Source organism: Streptomyces yongxingensis (assembly GCF_055597465.1).
In genome coordinates this window covers 7,561,484-7,579,727 of record NZ_CM145717.1, presented here as the reverse complement: position 1 = coordinate 7,579,727, position 18,244 = coordinate 7,561,484, and the positions used below count along the sequence as shown (strand labels likewise).

16 protein-coding genes are annotated in these 18,244 nt (G+C 70.0%); 7 read left to right on the top strand and 9 right to left on the bottom strand.

Annotated elements, in window-relative coordinates:
- Nucleotides 1-10: 10 nt before the first annotated feature.
- Nucleotides 11-1,198: an HpcH/HpaI aldolase/citrate lyase family protein gene (locus tag ACZ6TD_RS32295; RefSeq protein ID WP_471343770.1), complete on the bottom strand. Its 1,188-nt coding sequence runs from the start codon at nucleotides 1,196-1,198 to the stop codon at nucleotides 11-13.
- A 234-nt stretch (nucleotides 1,199-1,432) separates the two neighbouring features.
- Between ACZ6TD_RS32295 and ACZ6TD_RS32290 the strand changes: the two genes are divergently transcribed.
- Nucleotides 1,433-2,557, top strand: coding sequence for a TerD family protein (locus ACZ6TD_RS32290; RefSeq protein ID WP_471343768.1), 1,125 nt, complete (start codon nucleotides 1,433-1,435; stop codon nucleotides 2,555-2,557).
- Nucleotides 2,558-2,594: 37 nt separating this feature from the next.
- Here ACZ6TD_RS32290 and ACZ6TD_RS32285 read toward each other — a convergent pair whose 3' ends face one another.
- The 6 genes from ACZ6TD_RS32285 to ACZ6TD_RS32260 form a co-directional block, all read right to left on the bottom strand.
- Nucleotides 2,595-3,323 (bottom strand): TerD family protein, encoded by a 729-nt coding sequence (locus ACZ6TD_RS32285; RefSeq protein WP_471343766.1) that lies wholly within the window; start codon nucleotides 3,321-3,323, stop codon nucleotides 2,595-2,597.
- A gap of 181 nt (nucleotides 3,324-3,504) precedes the next feature.
- The gene (locus ACZ6TD_RS32280; RefSeq protein ID WP_471343765.1) at nucleotides 3,505-4,698 is read right to left on the bottom strand and encodes a DUF475 domain-containing protein; all 1,194 of its coding nucleotides are present in this window, start codon (nucleotides 4,696-4,698) and stop codon (nucleotides 3,505-3,507) included.
- 51 nt (nucleotides 4,699-4,749) lie between these two features.
- Nucleotides 4,750-5,325 (bottom strand): TerD family protein, encoded by a 576-nt coding sequence (locus tag ACZ6TD_RS32275; protein ID WP_471343764.1) that lies wholly within the window; start codon nucleotides 5,323-5,325, stop codon nucleotides 4,750-4,752.
- A 144-nt stretch (nucleotides 5,326-5,469) separates the two neighbouring features.
- Nucleotides 5,470-6,045 (bottom strand): TerD family protein, encoded by a 576-nt coding sequence (locus tag ACZ6TD_RS32270; protein ID WP_471343763.1) that lies wholly within the window; start codon nucleotides 6,043-6,045, stop codon nucleotides 5,470-5,472.
- A 124-nt stretch (nucleotides 6,046-6,169) separates the two neighbouring features.
- The gene (locus ACZ6TD_RS32265; protein WP_137977789.1) at nucleotides 6,170-6,628 is read right to left on the bottom strand and encodes a peroxiredoxin; all 459 of its coding nucleotides are present in this window, start codon (nucleotides 6,626-6,628) and stop codon (nucleotides 6,170-6,172) included.
- A gap of 148 nt (nucleotides 6,629-6,776) precedes the next feature.
- A complete protein-coding gene (locus ACZ6TD_RS32260; protein WP_014060347.1) occupies nucleotides 6,777-7,217 on the bottom strand; it encodes a DUF3052 domain-containing protein in 441 nt (146 codons plus the stop codon).
- Nucleotides 7,218-7,688: 471 nt separating this feature from the next.
- Between ACZ6TD_RS32260 and aceE the strand changes: the two genes are divergently transcribed.
- Complete coding sequence (gene aceE / locus ACZ6TD_RS32255) at nucleotides 7,689-10,418, top strand: pyruvate dehydrogenase (acetyl-transferring), homodimeric type (protein WP_471343761.1); 2,730 nt, start codon at nucleotides 7,689-7,691, stop codon at nucleotides 10,416-10,418.
- 482 nt (nucleotides 10,419-10,900) lie between these two features.
- Here aceE and ACZ6TD_RS32250 read toward each other — a convergent pair whose 3' ends face one another.
- Together ACZ6TD_RS32250 and ACZ6TD_RS32245 are read right to left on the bottom strand one after the other, a co-directional pair.
- Nucleotides 10,901-11,275: a peptidase inhibitor family I36 protein gene (locus ACZ6TD_RS32250; RefSeq protein ID WP_471343759.1), complete on the bottom strand. Its 375-nt coding sequence runs from the start codon at nucleotides 11,273-11,275 to the stop codon at nucleotides 10,901-10,903.
- Nucleotides 11,276-11,391: 116 nt separating this feature from the next.
- On the bottom strand, nucleotides 11,392-12,993 hold the full coding sequence (locus ACZ6TD_RS32245; protein ID WP_471343758.1) for an MFS transporter: 1,602 nt from the start codon (nucleotides 12,991-12,993) through the stop codon (nucleotides 11,392-11,394).
- 127 nt (nucleotides 12,994-13,120) lie between these two features.
- Between ACZ6TD_RS32245 and ACZ6TD_RS32240 the strand changes: the two genes are divergently transcribed.
- The 5 genes from ACZ6TD_RS32240 to ACZ6TD_RS32220 all read left to right on the top strand — a co-directional run bounded on the left by ACZ6TD_RS32240 (nucleotide 13,121) and on the right by ACZ6TD_RS32220 (nucleotide 18,239).
- Nucleotides 13,121-13,786, top strand: coding sequence for a TetR family transcriptional regulator (locus ACZ6TD_RS32240; protein ID WP_471343756.1), 666 nt, complete (start codon nucleotides 13,121-13,123; stop codon nucleotides 13,784-13,786).
- Between the two features lie 100 nt (nucleotides 13,787-13,886).
- The gene (locus ACZ6TD_RS32235; protein ID WP_471343754.1) at nucleotides 13,887-15,092 is read left to right on the top strand and encodes an alpha/beta hydrolase; all 1,206 of its coding nucleotides are present in this window, start codon (nucleotides 13,887-13,889) and stop codon (nucleotides 15,090-15,092) included.
- An 85-nt stretch (nucleotides 15,093-15,177) separates the two neighbouring features.
- Complete coding sequence (locus ACZ6TD_RS32230) at nucleotides 15,178-16,191, top strand: DUF4429 domain-containing protein (protein ID WP_471343753.1); 1,014 nt, start codon at nucleotides 15,178-15,180, stop codon at nucleotides 16,189-16,191.
- Nucleotides 16,192-17,565, top strand: a complete 1,374-nt coding sequence (locus ACZ6TD_RS32225) for a sensor histidine kinase (protein WP_471343751.1) — start codon at nucleotides 16,192-16,194, stop codon at nucleotides 17,563-17,565.
- The gene (locus tag ACZ6TD_RS32220) at nucleotides 17,562-18,239 is read left to right on the top strand and encodes a response regulator (RefSeq protein ID WP_471343749.1); all 678 of its coding nucleotides are present in this window, start codon (nucleotides 17,562-17,564) and stop codon (nucleotides 18,237-18,239) included. Before ACZ6TD_RS32225 ends, ACZ6TD_RS32220 begins: the two co-directional genes overlap by 4 nt.
- Nucleotides 18,240-18,244: the final 5 nt, after the last annotated feature.

Below are 18,244 nucleotides of genomic sequence, written 5' to 3'. Positions count from 1 at the left end.
CCCGGTTCGCCTACGTCCGCAGGCTCGCCGCCAGCAGCTCCACGAAGCTCACGTCCTCCCGGGCCACCCCGAAGACCTCCGCGCGCCGCAGGGTCCGCTCGGCCCAGGCCCGGTGCGGCTTCACCTCGTTCATTTTGTTGGTGTACGAGGAGCGCAGCACACCGCCCCCGCAGCGCTGCGGCTCGAGGATGTCCACCGCGTCGCTGAACTCCTCGTGGCTGACGACGGAGAGCGCGTGCACCGGGGCCACATGGCTGGGGTGGATGCAGGTCTTGCCCTGGAGACCGTTGGCCCGGTCCAGTTCGATCTCGCGCAGCAGCCCGTCCATGTGGTGCTCGATCAGCGCGGTGCGCAGCGACTCGGCGCGGCCGCTGCTGAAGGGGCTGATCCGCAGCTGCGGCTTGAACATCCGCTCATGCGGTTTGAAGTACTCCCACACCGGCCCGGTGATCGTGAAGCCCGTGCCATCGGCCCGGCCCAGCATGTTCACCACGTCCGCGATCACGGACGCGACCAGCTGGACGTCGTAGGCGGTCATGTCCGGCGCCCTGCGCAGCCCGTACGCCGAGCACAGATCGGTGACCCCGAGGCGCAGCGCCAGCACCCGCTCCCGGTACTTGTCGACAATCCGGCTGATGCCGCTCAGGCTGTCGGTGCGCGTTTCGCGGTGCATCAGCTCCGGCGATTCGAGGACCGGCATCGCGAACAGCCGTCGTCCGCCCAACTCCTCGGTCACCTGCGCGGTTTCGGCCGACATCAGCGCCTCGAGAAAGGCCCCGCCACGCTCCTCGGTGAACTTCGGCAGTACGAATCCGGACAGCAGCCGCACACCCGCTCCGAGCCGGGAGACGAGATCGACGATCTGCTCGGGGGTGCGGACCCGGATGAAGAGCAGCGGCAGCGAGGTGCCGGAACCGCGCCCGGACAGCTTCGCGAGCTGCCGTACGAGGTTCTCCTCCGCGCCCGCCACGTCGGCGTCGTCGATGGAGTCCTCCAGGCACAGCACCATGGAGACCACGCCGCGACCTGCCTGTTTGACGATGTCCTCGGCGAGCCGGGGCCGGGTCGCCGGGCAGTACAGGGTGGCGCCGAGGGCGACGGCCAGCGTCCCGGCGGGCGAGTCCACGCTGAATTCACCGGGCTCCCGGTGGAACAGGTTCGCTCGCACCTCGACCGGCAGATGTTCGAAATGCCGCATACAACTCCCCGCACTGCCGGTACGCCGCCTCGGTCACGTTGACCCGCGGTTGGCCGATAATCGTACGTGTGGCCATGGGTCAAAAGTTCCCCAAGGGCGTGAAAATCACGTAACCCATGTGCGTCCGCGTGGTGTCCGGCATGCCCGCCCTGCCGCCCCGTACCACCCCCGCACCGCCGCCCGCCGCGTACCCTGCGTTGTCCCCGCACCCACCGGGAAGGCAGGATTGCCGCCATGACGCAGGCGATGCTGAAGGGATCGAACATCCCGCTGGAGGCCACGGCCATACGCGCGGTGCTGCGCTGGACCCCCGGCACGGACGTACCCGACGTGGACGCCTCGGCGCTGCTGCTGGGGCCGGACGACCGGGTGCGCTCGGACGAGGACTTCGTCTTCTACAACCAGCCGCAGCACCCCTCGGGACTGGTCCGGCATCTGCCCAAGAAGCCGAACCAGGACACGCTGACGGACACCATCGAGGCCGAGCTGATCGGGCTGGAGCCGGAGGTGCGCCGGGTGGTGATCGCCGCGTCCGCCGACGGCGGCACCTTCGGGCAGGTACGGGATCTGAGCCTGCTGCTGTACGACGCCTCGCCCGGTGCGCCGGACGACGCGGACGCCGAGCCGGTCGCGATCTTCGCGGTGCTGCCGGACACCGGCAAGGAGACCGCGCTGATCTGCGGTGAGGTCTACCGGCGCGGCGACGGCTGGAAGTTCCGGGCCCTGGGGCAGGGCTATGAGTCGGGGCTGGTCGGGCTGGCCACGCAGTACGGGATCTCGGTGGAGGACGGCGAGGGCGGCTCGGAGGACGACGCCGCGGCCGAGCCGGAGGCCATCGCCGCTGCCGAGCCCTCGGCTCCGGAAGCCCCGGCCCCCGCCCCTGAGCCCGCGGCCGCCCCGGCCCCCGCAGCCCCTTCGGCCCCCGGCACCCCGCCCCCGCCGCCGTCCGACGCGACGACCCAGGCCCATCCTCCGGCGTACGGCTATCCGCACCCGGTGTCGCCCGACCCCTGGGATCCGCACCGCACCCAGCCCATGCACCCCGCTGCCGCGCAGGGCGACAGCGGCTACGCCTATGTGCCGTCTCAGGTGCCGCCCCCGCCCCCGCAGGCCCCGGGCACGGGATATCCGCAGCCGCCCGCCCAGCCCCCGGCGCAGCCCGGCTATGGCTATCCGCCCCCGCAGCCGCAGCCGCAGCCGCAGCCGGGATACGGCTATCCGCAGCCCCCCGCGTACGGCTATCCGCAGCAGGTGCAGCCGACGGGGCCGGTGCCGCCGCCCCCGCCGCCGATCCCCGTCCAGGTGCCGGACCCCCATTTCGTCCTGCCACCGCAGGGCCCGCAGTTCCAGAGCCGATGAGGACAGGCGGAGGCGGGGGCCGCAGGGCGGACCGGAGTCACACCTTGGACTTGTAGCCCCGGCCCCACTGGAGGCCCCAGCCGTACAGCCGGTCCAGCTCCGCCTGGAAGCCGTAGACGTACTTCACCTCGCGGCGGACCATCATCTCGCCCTTGACGTTCTCGATCAGCACGACGGCGCAGGAGCGCGCCTGCGGGGCGCGCTCGTCGAGGGCGATCTCCACCCGCGGCCCATTGCTGGGATAGAGCGTGACCAGGCCGTGGGTGCGGTCGAAGGCGGGGGTGCCGTCGTAGATGTAGACGAAGACGAGCAGTCGCTTGATGTCGTCCTTGTGGTCCATGTTGACGTAGACCGTCTCACCGGACCCGGAGCCGAACCGGTCGTCGCCGCTGAGCTTGACGTACGGCGGCTCGTTGAGATTGCCGAAGAACTCGCCCAGCGGCTGCACCACGCCCTTGGAGCCGCTCTTCAGCTCGTACATCACCGCGAGGTCGAGGTCGACATTGACCAACGCGGGTCCCTGGGCCTGCACCGGCTCGGGCTTGAACATCTGCAGCGGATGGCGCAGCGAGCCACGCCTCGGCCTGCTGCCCAAGTCCGAGGTGCGCATCTGCCAGGAGAGGTTGATGCGCAGATTGCCGGTGGCGGCCCCCTGTTTGGTCAGCGAGATCGTCGAATGCCGCTTGGTCAGCTCGACCACACCGGACGCGTCACCGCTGTCGAACTGACGCCATGCGGACCGTCCCCAGTTGCTCCAGAACGCCATGGTGCGCACCCCCACCCTTCGTCGCTCGCTGCCCCGAAGCTGCCAGAAGGCTGCCCGGGAAGCAGCCCAACAAGCCGCCCGTCAAACCGCTCAACTGCCGCGGGGCGGCCGGGAGGTCGGAAGACCTCGGCCGCCCCGCTCAGAGCGTTCCTCAAACGCCGCCGCGTCACACTCCCGGCGGTCAGACTCCGGAGGTGACTTCCGTCTTGGCCTCCGAATCCTCCCCGGCGGCCGCCTCCCGGCGGTTGCGCACCACCGAGGACCAGTACGAGGCGGCGATCAGCACCACGCCCACCAGGCCGGTGATGACCTCGTTGATCTCGTACTTGATCGTGGCCAGCAGGATCACGGCCAGTGCGCCGATCGCGTAGTGCGCGCCGTGCTCCAGGTAGACGTAGTCGTCCAGGGTGCCCCTGCGGACCAGGAAGACGGTCAGCGACCGGATGTACATGGCGCCGATGCCCAGGCCCAGCGCCATCTCGAAGATGTCGTTGGTGACCGCGAAGGCGCCGATGACCCCGTCGAAGGAGAAGGACGCGTCGATGACCTCGAGGTAGAGGAAGAGGAAGAACGCGGCCTTGCCGGCCAGGCCGACCACGGTGGCGCCGCCGGAGCCACGGCCGCCGCTTCCGTTGAGCTGGGCGTTCGTGGCGGCCTTCGCGCCCTCGCCGTCCTCGCCCCCGGCCTCACCGGCCTCGTCGTCCTCGTCTTCGTCCTCCTCCTCTTCGAGCTTGTCCTCGAAGTAGCCGGAGATACCGCCGACGATCAGATACGTGAGCAGACCGGCGACGCCGGACAACAGGACGGTGGCGCTCTTGTCACCGCCGCCGTGGGCCACGTCGGTGGCCACGGTGGTGGCCGTGACCAGCAGCACGACCAGGGCGACCACGATCGAGAACGTGTCCAGCTTGCCCAGCTTGGCGAGCGGCTTCTCCAGCCACCCCAGCCACCTGATGTCCCGCTCCTCGAAGATGAAGTCGAGGAAGATCATCAGCAGGAAGACCCCACCGAAGGCCGCGATCGCCGGATGTGCCGCCGTGACCAGGTGTTCGTACTGGTTCTTGTCGTTGATCGCGAGATCGACGGCCTCGATGGGGCTCATCTTGGCCGTGACGGCGACGATGATCACCGGGAAGACCAGCCGCATGCCGAAGACGGCGACCAGGATGCCGACGGTCAGGAAGATCTTCTGCCAGAAGGCGTTCATCTTGCGCAGAATGCCCGCGTTGATGACCGCGTTGTCGAATGAGAGCGAGATCTCCAGGATCGAGAGGATCCCGACGATGGCGAGCCCCTGCCACCCCCAGAGGACGCCGGCCAGGGCCAGACCGATCACCGTGACGGCGAACGACCAACCAAAGGTTTTCAGGAGCACTGCCTACCCAATCCTTCGTCGTAAGGTCTCCCCCGCGCGCTTTACGCGGTTTTACGAAACGTTGACTCCGAAGTCTAGAGCGATGCCTCGCAGACCCGACGCGTACCCCTGCCCCACGGCCCTGAACTTCCATTCGCCGCCGTAGCGATAGACCTCGCCGAAGATCATCGCGGTCTCGCCGGAGGCGTCCTCGGAGAGGTCGTAGCGGGCCAGCTCCTGGCCGTCCGCCTGGTTCACCACCCGGATGAAGGCGTTGCTGACCTGCCCGAACGTCTGGCGCCTGGCCTCGGCCTCATGGATCGAGACCGGGAAGACGATCTTGTCGACCTCGGTCGGGACCTTGCTCAGATCGATCAGCAGGGACTCGTCGTCACCCTCGCCCTCGCCGGTGAGGTTGTCGCCGGTGTGCTCGACGGAGCCCTCGGGGCTCTTGAGGTTGTTGTAGAAGATGAAGTACTCATCGCCGAGCACCCGCCCCGACCGGCACAGCAGGGCGCTGGCGTCGAGGTCGAACGGCGCTCCGGTGGTGGAGCGCGCGTCCCAGCCCAGACCGATGAGCACCTGCGTGAGATTCGGAGCGGCTTTGGAGAGGGAGACATTGCCCCCCTTGGCGAGTGTGACGCCCATGATGCTGTTTCCTCCCCGGGTGTTGCGTGGGTGATACGCGTCCGGCGCCGCACCCCTGCCCCTGGGGCGCGGGGGGTGCGGCGCCGGAATGATGTGCCCTGTCGACGGCCTTCGGCCGCCTGCGACGGCCCGCTCGGACGTCGCTCAGACGTTGACGCCGAAGTCCTGCGCGATGCCGCGCAGACCCGAGGCGTACCCCTGTCCGATGGCGCGGAACTTCCACTCCGCACCGTTCCGGTACAGCTCGCCGAAGACCATGGCGGTCTCGGTCGAGGCGTCCTCGGAGAGGTCGTAGCGGGCGAGCTCATTGCCGTCGGCCTGGTTCACCACGCGGATGAACGCGTTGCGCACCTGGCCGAAGCTCTGCTGACGGGTCTCGGCGTCGTAGATCGACACCGGGAAGACGATCTTGGCGACATCGGCGGGGACACCCGCCAGGTTCACCTTGATCTGCTCGTCGTCGCCCTCGCCCTCACCGGTGAGGTTGTCACCGGTGTGCTCGACGGAGCCGTCGGGGCTCTTGAGGTTGTTGAAGAAGACGAAGTTCTGGTCGTTGCCGACCTTGCCCTCGGCGTTGGTCAGCAGGGCGCTGGCGTCGAGGTCGAAGTCCGTGCCCGTGGTGGTGCGGGCGTCCCAGCCGAGACCCACGATGACCGCGGTCAGGTTCGGGGCTTCCTTGGTCAGCGAGACGTTGCCGCCCTTGCTGAGGCTGACTCCCACGAGTCCTCCCAAAAAAGGTTCGTCAGGAGCACTGCGTGCCCCTTCATCAAAGGTTTCCCATCAGGATCAACGCGTCGATCCTAGTGAGCGGTTCCCGGCCGCTACAGGGTTTCGCGGGCCTTGGCTACAGGGCTTCCAGGGCCTTGGCGTAGTCGTTCAGGTCCCGGGCGTCGGGCAGGCCGTTGACGACCGTCCAGCGCACCACGCCCTCCTTGTCGATCACGAAGGTGCCGCGCACCGCGCAGCCCTTGTCCTCGTCGAAGACGCCGTAGGCGCGGCTGGTCTCGCCGTGCGGCCAGAAGTCCGACAGCAGGGGGTACTCAAGGCCCTCCTGCTCGGCGAAGACCCGCAGGCTGAAGGGCGAGTCGTTGGAGACCGCCAGCAGCTGGACGTCGTCGTTGACGAACGTCGGCAGCTCGTCACGGAGCGCGCACAGCTCGCCGGTGCACACGCCGGTGAAGGCGAACGGGTAGAAGAGGAGCACGACGTTCTTCTCGCCCCGGAAGTCGGAGAGCCTGACCGACTCGCCGTGCTGGTTCTTCAGCTGGAAGTCGGGGGCCTTCGCGCCGACCTCTATCGCCATGGGAGCCATCCCTTCACTCACGTTCGGAAAGATCTTGTTCGGAATGATCAAGGTTCGAATTGATCATGCGGTGCGCGGCCCAGCCTACGCTCAGAGCCCCCCTCCGTAGGGATACGGAGGGGGGCTCTGGGGTGTGGATTCGCCGGCCTCAGCGCTTGCCGCTGCGCGCGGCTTTGGGGGTGACCAGACGGCTGCCCGTCCAGTCCTTGCCCGCGTTGAAGCTCTTGGTCTGGGACAGGCCGGCAGTGGTCGCCGCCTCATTGATGTCGCTCGGCTCGACATAGCCGTCACGGCCGGTCTTGGGCGTCAGCAGCCAGACCGGTGCGCCGTCGTCGATCATCTGGATGGCGTCCACCAGCGCGTCCGTCAGATCGCCGTCGTCCTCCCGGAACCACAGCACAACGGCATCGGCCACATCGTCGTACTCCTCGTCGACGAGCTCCTGGCCGGTGATCTCCTCGATGGACTCGCGGAGCTCCTGGTCGACATCGTCGTCGTAGCCGATCTCCTGGACCACCTGTTCGGGCTGGAAACCCAGCCTCGCGGCAGGGTTGGTCCGCTCCTCCGCGTGGTCCGCGGTCGCGCTCACGGATTGCCTCCTGTCATCTTGCATTCACTCTTCGAGTCTGTGCGCCCCGCGCGCGTACGCGAGGGCTTGGGCGTAGTCCACACGGGCCGGGCGGATCGCGCAAGTACCCGGCCAGCGATCCCGCCCAAACGTTGACGTGTCGCCGCAACTCCCATCATGGAGGAACGACGCGCAACGGCGCGCGGCTGACCGGATTGCCCGAGGATGTCCGGCTTACGTGTGTGTCTAGCCACCCTACGCCGCTCCCGTGCCGAACGGTCGTACGCAGACGACCCCGGTCGTGGGCGTAAGGTTGCGATTCGGCCGTCGCACGTGAGACGGCCGCCGAAGCGCCCGTCTCGCCTGGTGATGGTTACCGCTGGGTAGAGGTGACGTATCCCGTACCCGAGGTACACGATGGAGAACGGCGCGACAGCAGCAGAGCACGAATCCATCTCCGTGCACCGCACGACCGAAAAGCGAAGGAATAGCGTGGCTTCCGGATCCGATCGCAACCCGATCATCATTGGCGGCCTTCCCAGCCAGGTCCCGGACTTCGATCCCGAAGAGACCCAGGAATGGCTCGACTCGCTCGACGCAGCCGTCGATGAGCGAGGCCGGGAACGTGCCCGCTACCTGATGCTTCGCCTGATCGAGCGCGCCCGCGAGAAGCGCGTCGCCGTGCCCGAGATGCGCAGCACGGACTACGTCAACACCATCGCCACCAAGGACGAGCCGTTCTTCCCCGGCAACGAGGAGATCGAGCGCAAGATCCTCAACGCGACCCGCTGGAACGCGGCGGTGATGGTCTCCCGGGCGCAGCGCCCGGGCATCGGGGTCGGTGGCCACATCGCCACCTTCGCCTCGTCCGCCTCGCTGTACGACGTGGGCTTCAACCACTTCTTCCGCGGCAAGGACCACGACAGCGGCGACCAGATCTTCTTCCAGGGCCATGCCTCCCCCGGCATCTACGCCCGCGCCTTCCTGCTCGACCGGCTGAGCGAGGACCATCTGGACGGATTCCGTCAGGAGAAGTCCAAGCTCGGTCACGCGCTGTCCAGCTACCCGCACCCACGGTCGATGCCGGACTTCTGGGAGTTCCCGACGGTCTCCATGGGCCTGGGCCCGCTCGGCGCGATCTTCCAGGCGCGGATGAACCGCTATATGGAGGCGCGCGGCATCGCCGACACCTCCAACTCCCACGTCTGGGCGTTCCTGGGCGACGGCGAGATGGACGAGCCGGAGTCGCTCGGCCAGCTCTCCCTGGCCGCCCGTGAGGGCCTGGACAACCTGACCTTCGTGGTCAACTGCAACCTCCAGCGGCTCGACGGCCCGGTGCGCGGCAACGGCAAGATCATCCAGGAGCTGGAGTCGCAGTTCCGCGGCGCCGGCTGGAACGTGATCAAGCTGGTCTGGGACCGCACCTGGGACCCGCTGCTGGCGCAGGACCGCGACGGCATCCTGGTCAACCGGCTGAACACGACGCCGGACGGTCAGTTCCAGACGTACGCGACCGAGACCGGCGCCTACATCCGCGACCACTTCTTCGGTGACGACCAGCGGCTGCGCAAGATGGTCGAGGGCATGACCGACGACCAGATCCTGCACCTGGGCCGCGGCGGTCACGACCACAAGAAGATCTACGCGGCGTACTCGGCGGCCAAGGCCCACAAGGGCCAGCCGACGGTGATCCTCGCGCAGACCGTCAAGGGCTGGACGCTCGGCCCGAACTTCGAGGGCCGCAACGCGACCCACCAGATGAAGAAGCTGACGGTCGACGACCTCAAGCGCTTCCGCGACCGGCTGCACCTGCCGATCCCGGACAAGGAGCTGGAGTCCGGCCTCCCGCCGTACTACCACCCGGGCCGGGACTCGGAGGAGATCCAGTACATGCACGACCGCCGCAAGGCGCTGGGCGGCTACGCGCCGACCCGTGTCGTGCGCGCCAAACCGCTGCGGCTGCCGGGCGACAAGACCTACGCCACGTTGAAGAAGGGCACCGGTCAGCAGCAGATCGCCACCACCATGGCGTTCGTCCGGCTGCTGAAGGACCTGATGCGGGACAAGGAGATCGGCAAGCGGTTCGTGCCGATCGCGCCCGACGAGTACCGCACCTTCGGCATGGACTCGCTCTTCCCCTCGGCGAAGATCTACTCGCCGCTGGGCCAGATGTACGAGTCGGTCGACCGTGAGCTGCTGCTGGCCTACAAGGAGTCGCCGACCGGTCAGATGCTGCACGACGGCATCTCCGAGGCGGGCTGTACGGCCTCGCTGATCGCGGCGGGCTCCGCGTACGCCACGCATGGCGAGCCGCTGATCCCGGTCTACGTCTTCTACTCGATGTTCGGCTTCCAGCGCACCGGTGACCAGTTCTGGCAGATGGCCGACCAGCTTGCGCGCGGCTTCGTTCTGGGCGCGACCGCCGGTCGTACGACCCTGACCGGTGAGGGTCTCCAGCACGCGGACGGCCACTCCCAGCTGCTGGCCTCGACCAACCCGGCGGTCGTCGCGTACGACCCGGCGTTCGGCTTCGAGATCGCCCATATCGTCCAGGACGGTCTGCGCCGGATGTACGGCGAGAACAGTGAGGACGTCTTCTACTACCTCACCGTCTACAACGAGCCGATCCAGCACCCGGCCGAGCCGGAAAACGTGGACCGCGAGGGCATCCTCAAGGGCCTCTACCGCTTCCGGCAGGGCGAGAAGGGCTCCGTACCGGCGCAGATCCTCGCCTCCGGTGTCGCGGTGCCGTGGGCGCTGGAGGCCCAGCGCATCCTGGCCGAGGACTGGAACGTCAAGGCGGACGTCTGGTCGGCCACGTCCTGGAACGAGCTGCGCCGGGACGCCGTCGAGGTGGAGGAGCACAACCTGCTCCACCCGGAGGAGGAGCAGCGCGTTCCGTACGTCACCCGGAAGCTCGCGGACGTGGAGGGCCCGAAGGTGGCCGTCTCCGACTGGATGCGGGCGGTTCCCGACCAGATCGCGCGCTGGGTGCCCGGCACGTACCAGTCGCTGGGCGCGGACGGCTTCGGCTTCGCCGACACCCGCGGCGCGGCGCGGCGCTTCTTCCACATCGACGCCCAGTCGATCGTGCTCGGCGTCCTGACGGAGCTCGCCCGCGACGGCAAGATCGACCGCTCGGCCCTGAAGCAGGCGATCGACCGCTACCAGCTCCTGGACGTGGCCGCCGCCGACCCGGGCCCGGCAGGCGGCGACGCGTAGCCGTCTGCGACGGCAGCAAGCCGCCCACGACGGGACCGCGAACTGAACGTGGGGCGGGCTGGACCTCCAGCCCGCCCCACGTCGTCGTGTGCCCCAGGCGCCAGGGGTAATTGAGGGCGGGGGCGCCGCCCCCGCCCTCCCGCCACCCGGTCCAGGGGCTCGCCCCGGCCCCCCGGTGCCCCAGCCCCCCGGGCCCCGGCCGTCCAGCCCCGGACACCGGACACCGGACACCGGGCGTCGGGCTCAGAGCGCCGAGCCTGGCACTTCGGCCGGGCCCGCGGCGGAGCCGCGCCGAACGGTGGGGCCCCACTGGCGGCGGCGGGACCCCGCCACCGTCCGGCGGGACGCCTGTGGGTACGGCCGGAGGGCTTCCGGGGGTCCGGGGGCGGGGCCCCTGGTTCGGGAAGGGGCGGGCCGGGGAACACTCAGCCCCCAGGCCCGCGCCCAAGCGGCGGGATCCAGTGCGGGCCCCGGACCGCCGGTCAGCGTTCCCAGATTTTGAAGGCGCGGACCTGGTACGGGGTTTCGGGGGCCCAGGAGCCGGTGGGGTAGGTGTGGAACTCGGCCGTCTCGGCGCATTCGCGGCTCTGATAGGCCGTCACCGGGCGTCCCGTGCGGTTCGCCAGGGAAGCCGCGGTGGTGCCGGACGGCAGGGGGACACAGCTTTCGATGTCGACGCCGGCCAGTTCATGGGTCTGGCGCGCCCCCGTGAAGCCGCCGCTCCGCCACAGGCACAGTTGACCGGCGGCACAGTTCCCCAGCCGCGGTGGGGCGGCCGGCCGGGCCGCCGCCGCGGCCGGGGCGAGGGTGGCGGTGAGGGCCAGAGCCGAGACGGCGGCCGTGATGATCGTGCGCATAACGCTTTCGCTCCCCGTGTGGAAAGAACAGAACGGGAGCCAGCCTGTCGCCGGCTCCCGTTCGCCACCATGGGGTCGATCAAGGTCCACCCTGATAGGGGGTTGACCGCGAGGGGTCAGATGTGGACGGCGCCCCCGGACGCGTCCGCGTTCTCACCGCGCTTGGTGAAGGCCGCGACCAGGGCCGCGACCACCGAGACGCCGGCGGCCACCGTGAAGGCGAGCCCCATCCCTGACACGAAGGTGTCATGCGCGACGGCCGTGATCTTGCCCGCGATCTCCGGCGGAGTGCCCTTGGGGACCGGGGCGATGCCGACCTCGACGGCGTCCGACGCCTTGGACTCCGCGCCCTCGGGCATCGGCGGCAGCCCGGCGTCGGCCCACTTCTCCGGCAGCGCGCTGTCCACCCGGCCCGCCATGACCGCGCCCAGGACGGCCGTACCGAGGCTGCCGCCGACCTGCATCGCGGCCTGCTGGAGGCCGCCGGCGACACCGGCGTGCTGGATCGGGGCGTTGCCGACGATGACCTCGGTGGCGCCGACCATGACCGGACCGAGGCCGAGGCCCAGCAGGGCGAACCACACGGCCATCTCGAGGCCGCCGCTGTCCGCGTCCAGCCGGGAGAGGCCGAACATCGAGACGGCGGTGATCATCATGGCGCCCACCAGCGGCGTCCGCGGCCCGAACTTGGTGATCAGCGCACCGGCCAGCGGCGAGGCGACGATCATCATCGCGGTGAGCGGCAGCAGCCGCAGCCCGCTGTCGACGGGGCTCATCCCGTGCACGTTCTGGAGATAGAAGGTGACGAAGAACAGCCCGCCCATGAAGCCGAAGGCCATCAGCACCATCAGCACGGTGCCCGCGCTCAGCGGCACCGAGCGGAACATGCTGAGCGGCAGCAGCGGCTCCGGCGTCCGGTTCTCCCAGAAGACGAAGACGACGAAGCAGACCGCCGCCAGGCCCAGGAAGAGCAGCGTGCGCTGGTCGCCCCAGTGCCAGTCGGCGGCGTTGATCAGCGCCCAGATCAGGCAGAACATCGCACCGGACAGCAGCACGATGCCGGGGAGGTCGAAGGACCGCGGGGCCTTCTCGGCGCGGTGGTCCACCAGGAGCAGCAGTCCGAGGACCACGGCCAGCACGCCGACGGGCGCGTTGATGAAGAAGACGGACTGCCAGTTGACGTGCTCGACGAGCAGTCCGCCGACGATGGGCCCGGCGGCGGTGGAGGCGCCGATCACCGAACCCCAGATGCCGATCGCCATGTTGAGCTTCTCGGCGGGGAAGGTGGCGCGCAGCAGCCCGAGCGCCGCGGGCATCAGCAGCGCGCCGCACAGGCCCTGCAGCACCCGGAACGCCACGACGAGCGACACCTCGCCGGAGAAGCCGATGGCGGCCGAGGAGAGGGCGAAGCCGACGACGCCGATGAGGAAGGTCTGCCGGTGGCCGAAGCGGTCACCCAGCTTGCCCGCCGTGATCAGCGCGACGGCGAGGGCCAGCAGATAGCCATTGGTGATCCACTGCACATCGGCGAGCGAGGCGCCGAGGTCCTTCTGGATGGCCGGGTTGGCGATGGCGACGATCGTCCCGTCGAGGGCGACCATCGTCACGCCGAGGGCGACGGTGAGGAGCGTCAGCCATGGATGACCCCGAAGCCCCTTCGGGGGAACGGTTATGGGAGGTTCCGGCGCCGAATCGGCGACGGTGGTCGAAGAGGTCATGCCCGGAGGCTAATGTCAGCGTCTGACAATTGACAAACCGATTCATCCGCCGGTAACTGACGTTTTTGTCACAGGTATCCTGATCAGCAGCGACGCGGCCCGAGACCGGCAGAAAGCGAGCCGATAGGTGACGACGGACGAGGCAGTGGCGGGCACGACGACGCCGCCACCGGCCGGGCTGCGCGAGCGCAAGAAGCAGCGGACGCGAAGCGCCCTGGTGCGCTCCGCGCTGGAGTTGTTCACCCGTCAGGGATACGAGCGGACGACGGTCGACGAGATCGCCGAGGCGGTCGAGGTCTCCCAGCGCACCTTCTTCCGGTACTTCGCCAACAAGGAGGAGGTCGCCTTCGCCAGCCAGGAGTCGGCCGAGTCCAACTTCTTCGCCGCCCTGTGCGGGCGCCCCGCGGGCGAGGCGCCGCTGGCCGCGCTGCGCGGGGCGGTCCTCGACGCCTGGGGGAGCATCGGGGAGGCCATCGAGCAGCTGGTGCCGCCCGAGCTCCACCTGCGGATGTACCGGGTGATCGAGTCCACGCCGAGCCTGCTCGCCGTCCATCTGCGCCGCACCGCGGAGATGGAGGAGCGGCTGGCGCGCGAGATCGCCCGCCGCGAGGGGCTGGACATCGACACCGACCCGCGGCCGCGGCTGCTGGTCGCGATGTTCGGCGGGGTGATCCGGGTGGCCGGGAAGCTGTGGACCGAGGGTGAGGAGGACAGCGTCGCCACATTGCGAGACCTCACCGCGTACCACCTTGATTACGTGGGCCCCGCCCTCGCCGAAAAATGGGATAAATAGCACCAATTCCGGCATAGCTCCCAAGAATTCCCGCTTTCAAACGTGATATGAGTCACGGGATTTGGCACGCGGCGTCGCGCTTCTCCTAGGGTGTCCCGCGGTGACTTCCTTCTCGGAGCTCGGCTCCCCCTCCCCCGGTTCCACCGCCTGGCGCGCCCTGCTCGCGCTGGCGGTGGTCTTCGTCCTCCTCGCCACCACCGGCTGGACGGCCGTACGGAGCCACAGAGGAGCCCCGGACGCGCTCACCGCTTCGATGAACGCCTGGCGCCACGGATCGCTCGGCGGCCGCGCGCTGCCCGACCCGTACGGCTCGCCGCGCGTCCTCGGCCGCTGGTTCGACTCGCTCACCAAGGCCCAGACGGACCGGGTGGTGCGGCGCTATCCGCTGGCCGTGGGCAATCTCAACGGCGCGCCGGTGACCCTGCGCTACCGCGCCAACCGCGTCGCCCTGCTCCAGGCGCGCGCCGACGAGCGCGAGCGGATGCACGACCCCCGGCTCACCCCGATGGGCCGCTCGGACGCGACACGCCGGATGCACCGCTACGAGGACCTGCTGGGCGCCGGGCGGCAGATCCTCTCCTTCGACCCCTCGGGCGCCGGGCGGGCCGCCGAGGTCTTCGGCGACCTCGCCCACGCCAACCGGGTCTCCATCGTGGTGCCGGGCGTGGACACCGACATCCTGACGTTCCAGAAGACGGGGCGCCCGTACACCGCCACGGTCGGAATGGCCCGCGCGCTCTACGACAACGAGCGGGCCGACGCCCCGGACGCCAAGACCGCCGTCATCGCCTGGGCCGACTACACCTCCCCGGCCGGGATCGGCATGGACGCGGCCACCGGCAAGCTGGCCGCCCAGGGCGCGGTGCGGCTGCGCGCGCTGGTGAACGGGCTGCCCTCGCTCTCCCGGGTCTCGCTGATGTGCCACAGCTACGGCTCGGTGGTGTGCGGGGTCGCCGCCCGCGATCTGCCGCCCAAGGTCACCGATATCGCGGTGGCCGGCAGCCCCGGGATGCGCGCCGGCCACGTCTCCGATCTGGGCACCAGCGCCCGGGTGTGGGCGATGCGCGACTCCGGCGACTGGATCGAGGACATTCCGCATCTGGAGTTCGGCGGGCTCGGCCATGGCGCGGACCCGGTCTCCTCCGGCTTCGGCGCCCGGGTGCTGGCCGCGGACGGCGCGGATGGACACGCCGGATACTTCGAACCGGGCACGACCAGCCTGGACAACTTCGCGCGGGTGGGAATCGGTGCTGTCCAGTCCGTGAGCTGCGGCGACGGCGACGACTGCACCGCGGGGCTACGCTGACGCCGGACATAAACACCGGAAACTCTAGTGACGCGCGTAGCCTCAAAGGGGGACGGGCGGGCCACCGCCGCATACGATGAGCCGCATGGGTGATGTGCTGGCCGGTTTTCAGACCGTCTGGGAGTTCGACACCGACTCCATGCTCATCCGCTTCGAACGGGGGATCCGCACGCCGAAGCTGCTCCAGGCGCTCGGCGAACGCCGCATCCCCTTCGAGGCGCTGTCCGGGGTGGAGCTCGCCGTGGGCAAACGCGGAACGGTGGTGCTGCGCGCCGTGCCCAGACCGGGCGCCGACCCGCTGATGGACGCCGCCGACGGCCAGCTCAAGGAGGCGTACGACCCGTACCGCCTGGTGCTGCCGGCCGAGCGGGAGACCCTCGCCGACTACTACGCCGAGCGGATACGCGAGTCCCTCGGGCCCGAGGCGGACATCCCGGCCGAGGCGCATCTGGTGACCGTGCCCCCGCCGCCGCTGTCCTTCAAGGCGTACGACGGCAAGGCGTCCTTCGACGGCAAGGCCGTCTCCTTCCGCTGGTTCTGGACCGGCGCCTCCTCGGAGAAGTGGAAGGTCGGGGACCAGCGCTTCCGGATCGACGAACTCACCGGTGTGGAGTGGCGTTCGCCGGAGAGCCGCGGCTCGGCGGGCACCGTCCCCAAGGAGGGCTCCGCCAAGGCCGGTGCCGCCAAAGGGGGTTCCACCAAGGGGGGTTCCGCCAAGGACGGCACGGCCAGGAACGGCACCGGCAAGGTCTCGCCCAAGGGCGGTGGCCACGGCTATCTGCGGCTGCTGCGGCGCTCCGCCGAGGACCAGCCCGCCGACCGCCCCGACCGGGACCCGGCGGCCGTCGTCTTCGGGATGGGCTACGGCCTCGTCCACCAGTCACTGCCGTTCGCCGCGGCCGTCCTGGAGGCCGTACGGGCCTCCTCCCCCGTGCCGTGCGCCGAGGGCGCCCCGGCCGCGAACCGGACCGCCGCCCCGCGCCGCGACCCCGCCGACATCGCCGAGCGCATCCGCCACCTGGGTGAGCTGCACACGGCCGGGCTGCTGACCGACGACGAGTTCAGCGCGAAGAAGGCCGAGCTGCTGGCGGAGCTGTAAGTGTCCGGTCCCTCCTCCGCACCGGCCGGCGCGGCCGCCGGCGCCTCATCGACCGCCGCCTCCTCCACCGCGCACGAGAGCCTGCCCAAGGCCGCCCGACGGCAGGCGGGCGGCCTCGCCCGCGCCCTGGTGACGCCCAGCTATCCGGCGACACCGCTGTTCGCCCAGTCGCCCAGGAGCTGGCTGCGCAGGGTGCCGTACGGCGTGGCGATGGTCCTCACCACGATCCTGGTCCCCACCACCGCCCAGATGCTCTCCCATGACTACGGGGTGGGCGGCGGCGTCGCCACGTTACTCGGCATCGCCCAGACCACCCCGCTGCTGCTGTCGGTCACCCGCCCCCTCCAGGCGTGGTGGATCGTCTTCCTCTCCGACCTGGTCTGCGCCCTGGTGGTGCTCGGCACCGCGGACCACCTCGAGAACCGGGTGTGGCCCTGGCTGCCGGGCGCCATCATCGGCTATCTCTTCCTGCTGCTCGCCCTCGCACTGCGCGAACCGCGCCGCACCCTGGTGGCGGTGTGGCTGCTCACCGGCACCGCGGGACTGGCGCTCGGCATGGCCTTCCCGGACAAGAGCAACGGCAGCAATGTGGTGCTGTTCGTGCTCAGCGGCGTGGTACTGCTCGTCGCCGGGGCGCTGCGCGAGCGCGGGGACGCCCAGCGGCGGCTGGCCGAGCAGGAGACGATCAGCGAGGCCGAACGGGCCCATCGCACCCTGCTGGAGGAGCGCACCCGGATCGCCCGTGAGCTGCACGATGTGGTCGCCCACCACATGTCGGTGATCACCGTGCAAGCGGACAGCGCCCCGTACCGGATCGGCGGTCTGCCCACCGAGGCGGAGCGGGAGTTCTCCACCATCGCCGCCACCGCCCGGGAGTCGCTCGCCGAAATGCGGCGGCTGCTGGGCGTGTTGCGCAGCGAGGAGACCCGCGGGGAACGGGCGCCGCAGCCGGGGCTGCGGCAGGTGCCCCAACTGGTCGAGGCGACGGTACGGGCCGGGATACCGACCACGCTGACCATCGCGGACGACGTGGCCGAGCTCGAACCGCTGCCGCAGGCCGTGGGGCTGTCCGCGTACCGCATCGTGCAGGAGGCGCTGGCCAATGTGGTGCGCCACGCGCCGGGCGCCGCCACCCGGGTCGCCATCTCCGCCGAGGACGGCTCGGCGCTGACCCTGCTGGTGGTCAACGGCCCGCCCGACAGCGCGCCCACCAAGCCCCTGGAGACCAGCGGCACCGGCCACGGCCTCGTCGGCATGGTCGAGCGCGTACGGCTGGTCGGCGGCATGCTCGACACCGGCCCGCTGCCCGACGGCGGCTTCCGCGTCGCGGCCCGCCTCCCCCTGGTAGACCTCGAAGAGACGGACCCGTCATGACCATCAAGGTGATCATCGTCGACGACCAGGCGATGGTGCGGGCGGGGTTCGCCGCCCTGCTCGCCGCGCAGAGCGATATCGACGTCGTCGGCGAGGCGCCGGACGGGCGGGAGGGCGTGGCGGTCAGCCGCCGCAGCCACCCCGATGTGGTGCTGATGGACGTGCGGATGCCCGAGATGGACGGGCTCGAGGCGGCCCGGCAGCTGCTGGACCCGCCGCGCGGGGTCACCCACCGGCCCAAGGTCCTGATGCTCACCACCTTCGACGTGGACGACTACGTCTACGAGGCGCTGCGCGCCGGGGCCAGCGGCTTTCTGCTGAAGGACGCCCCACCGGCCGATCTGATCTCCGCGGTCCGGGTGGTGGCGGCGGGCGAGGCGCTGCTCGCCCCGTCCGTCACCCGCCGGCTGATCGCCGACTTCGCCCGTCAGCGCCCCGCCCCGCGCCGCGACGGCCCGGCCCTGCGGCGCAGCGGGCTGACGCCGCGGGAGACCGAGGTGCTGGAGCTGATCGCCCGTGGCCTGTCCAACCAGGAGATCGCCGAGTCGCTGGTGCTCGCGGAGCAGACGGTGAAGACCCACATCGGCCGGGTGCTGGCCAAGCTGGGGCTGCGCGACCGCGCCCAGGCGGTGATCTTCGCCTACGAGTCGGGCCTGGTGACACCGGGTCATTGACTCCG

What these genes read in the sequence shown, in the direction of transcription:
- ACZ6TD_RS32295 (WP_471343770.1), bottom strand. Translation starts at nt 1,198, where the DNA reads ATGCGGCATTTCGAACATCTGCCGGTCGAGGTGCGAGCGAACCTGTTC.
- ACZ6TD_RS32290 (WP_471343768.1), top strand. Translation starts at nt 1,433, where the DNA reads ATGACGCAGGCGATGCTGAAGGGATCGAACATCCCGCTGGAGGCCACG.
- ACZ6TD_RS32285 (WP_471343766.1), bottom strand. Translation starts at nt 3,323, where the DNA reads ATGGCGTTCTGGAGCAACTGGGGACGGTCCGCATGGCGTCAGTTCGAC.
- ACZ6TD_RS32275 (WP_471343764.1), bottom strand. Translation starts at nt 5,325, where the DNA reads ATGGGCGTCACACTCGCCAAGGGGGGCAATGTCTCCCTCTCCAAAGCC.
- ACZ6TD_RS32265 (WP_137977789.1), bottom strand. Translation starts at nt 6,628, where the DNA reads ATGGCGATAGAGGTCGGCGCGAAGGCCCCCGACTTCCAGCTGAAGAAC.
- ACZ6TD_RS32250 (WP_471343759.1), bottom strand. Translation starts at nt 11,275, where the DNA reads ATGCGCACGATCATCACGGCCGCCGTCTCGGCTCTGGCCCTCACCGCC.
- ACZ6TD_RS32245 (WP_471343758.1), bottom strand. Translation starts at nt 12,993, where the DNA reads ATGACCTCTTCGACCACCGTCGCCGATTCGGCGCCGGAACCTCCCATA.
- ACZ6TD_RS32230 (WP_471343753.1), top strand. Translation starts at nt 15,178, where the DNA reads ATGGGTGATGTGCTGGCCGGTTTTCAGACCGTCTGGGAGTTCGACACC.
- ACZ6TD_RS32220 (WP_471343749.1), top strand. Translation starts at nt 17,562, where the DNA reads ATGACCATCAAGGTGATCATCGTCGACGACCAGGCGATGGTGCGGGCG.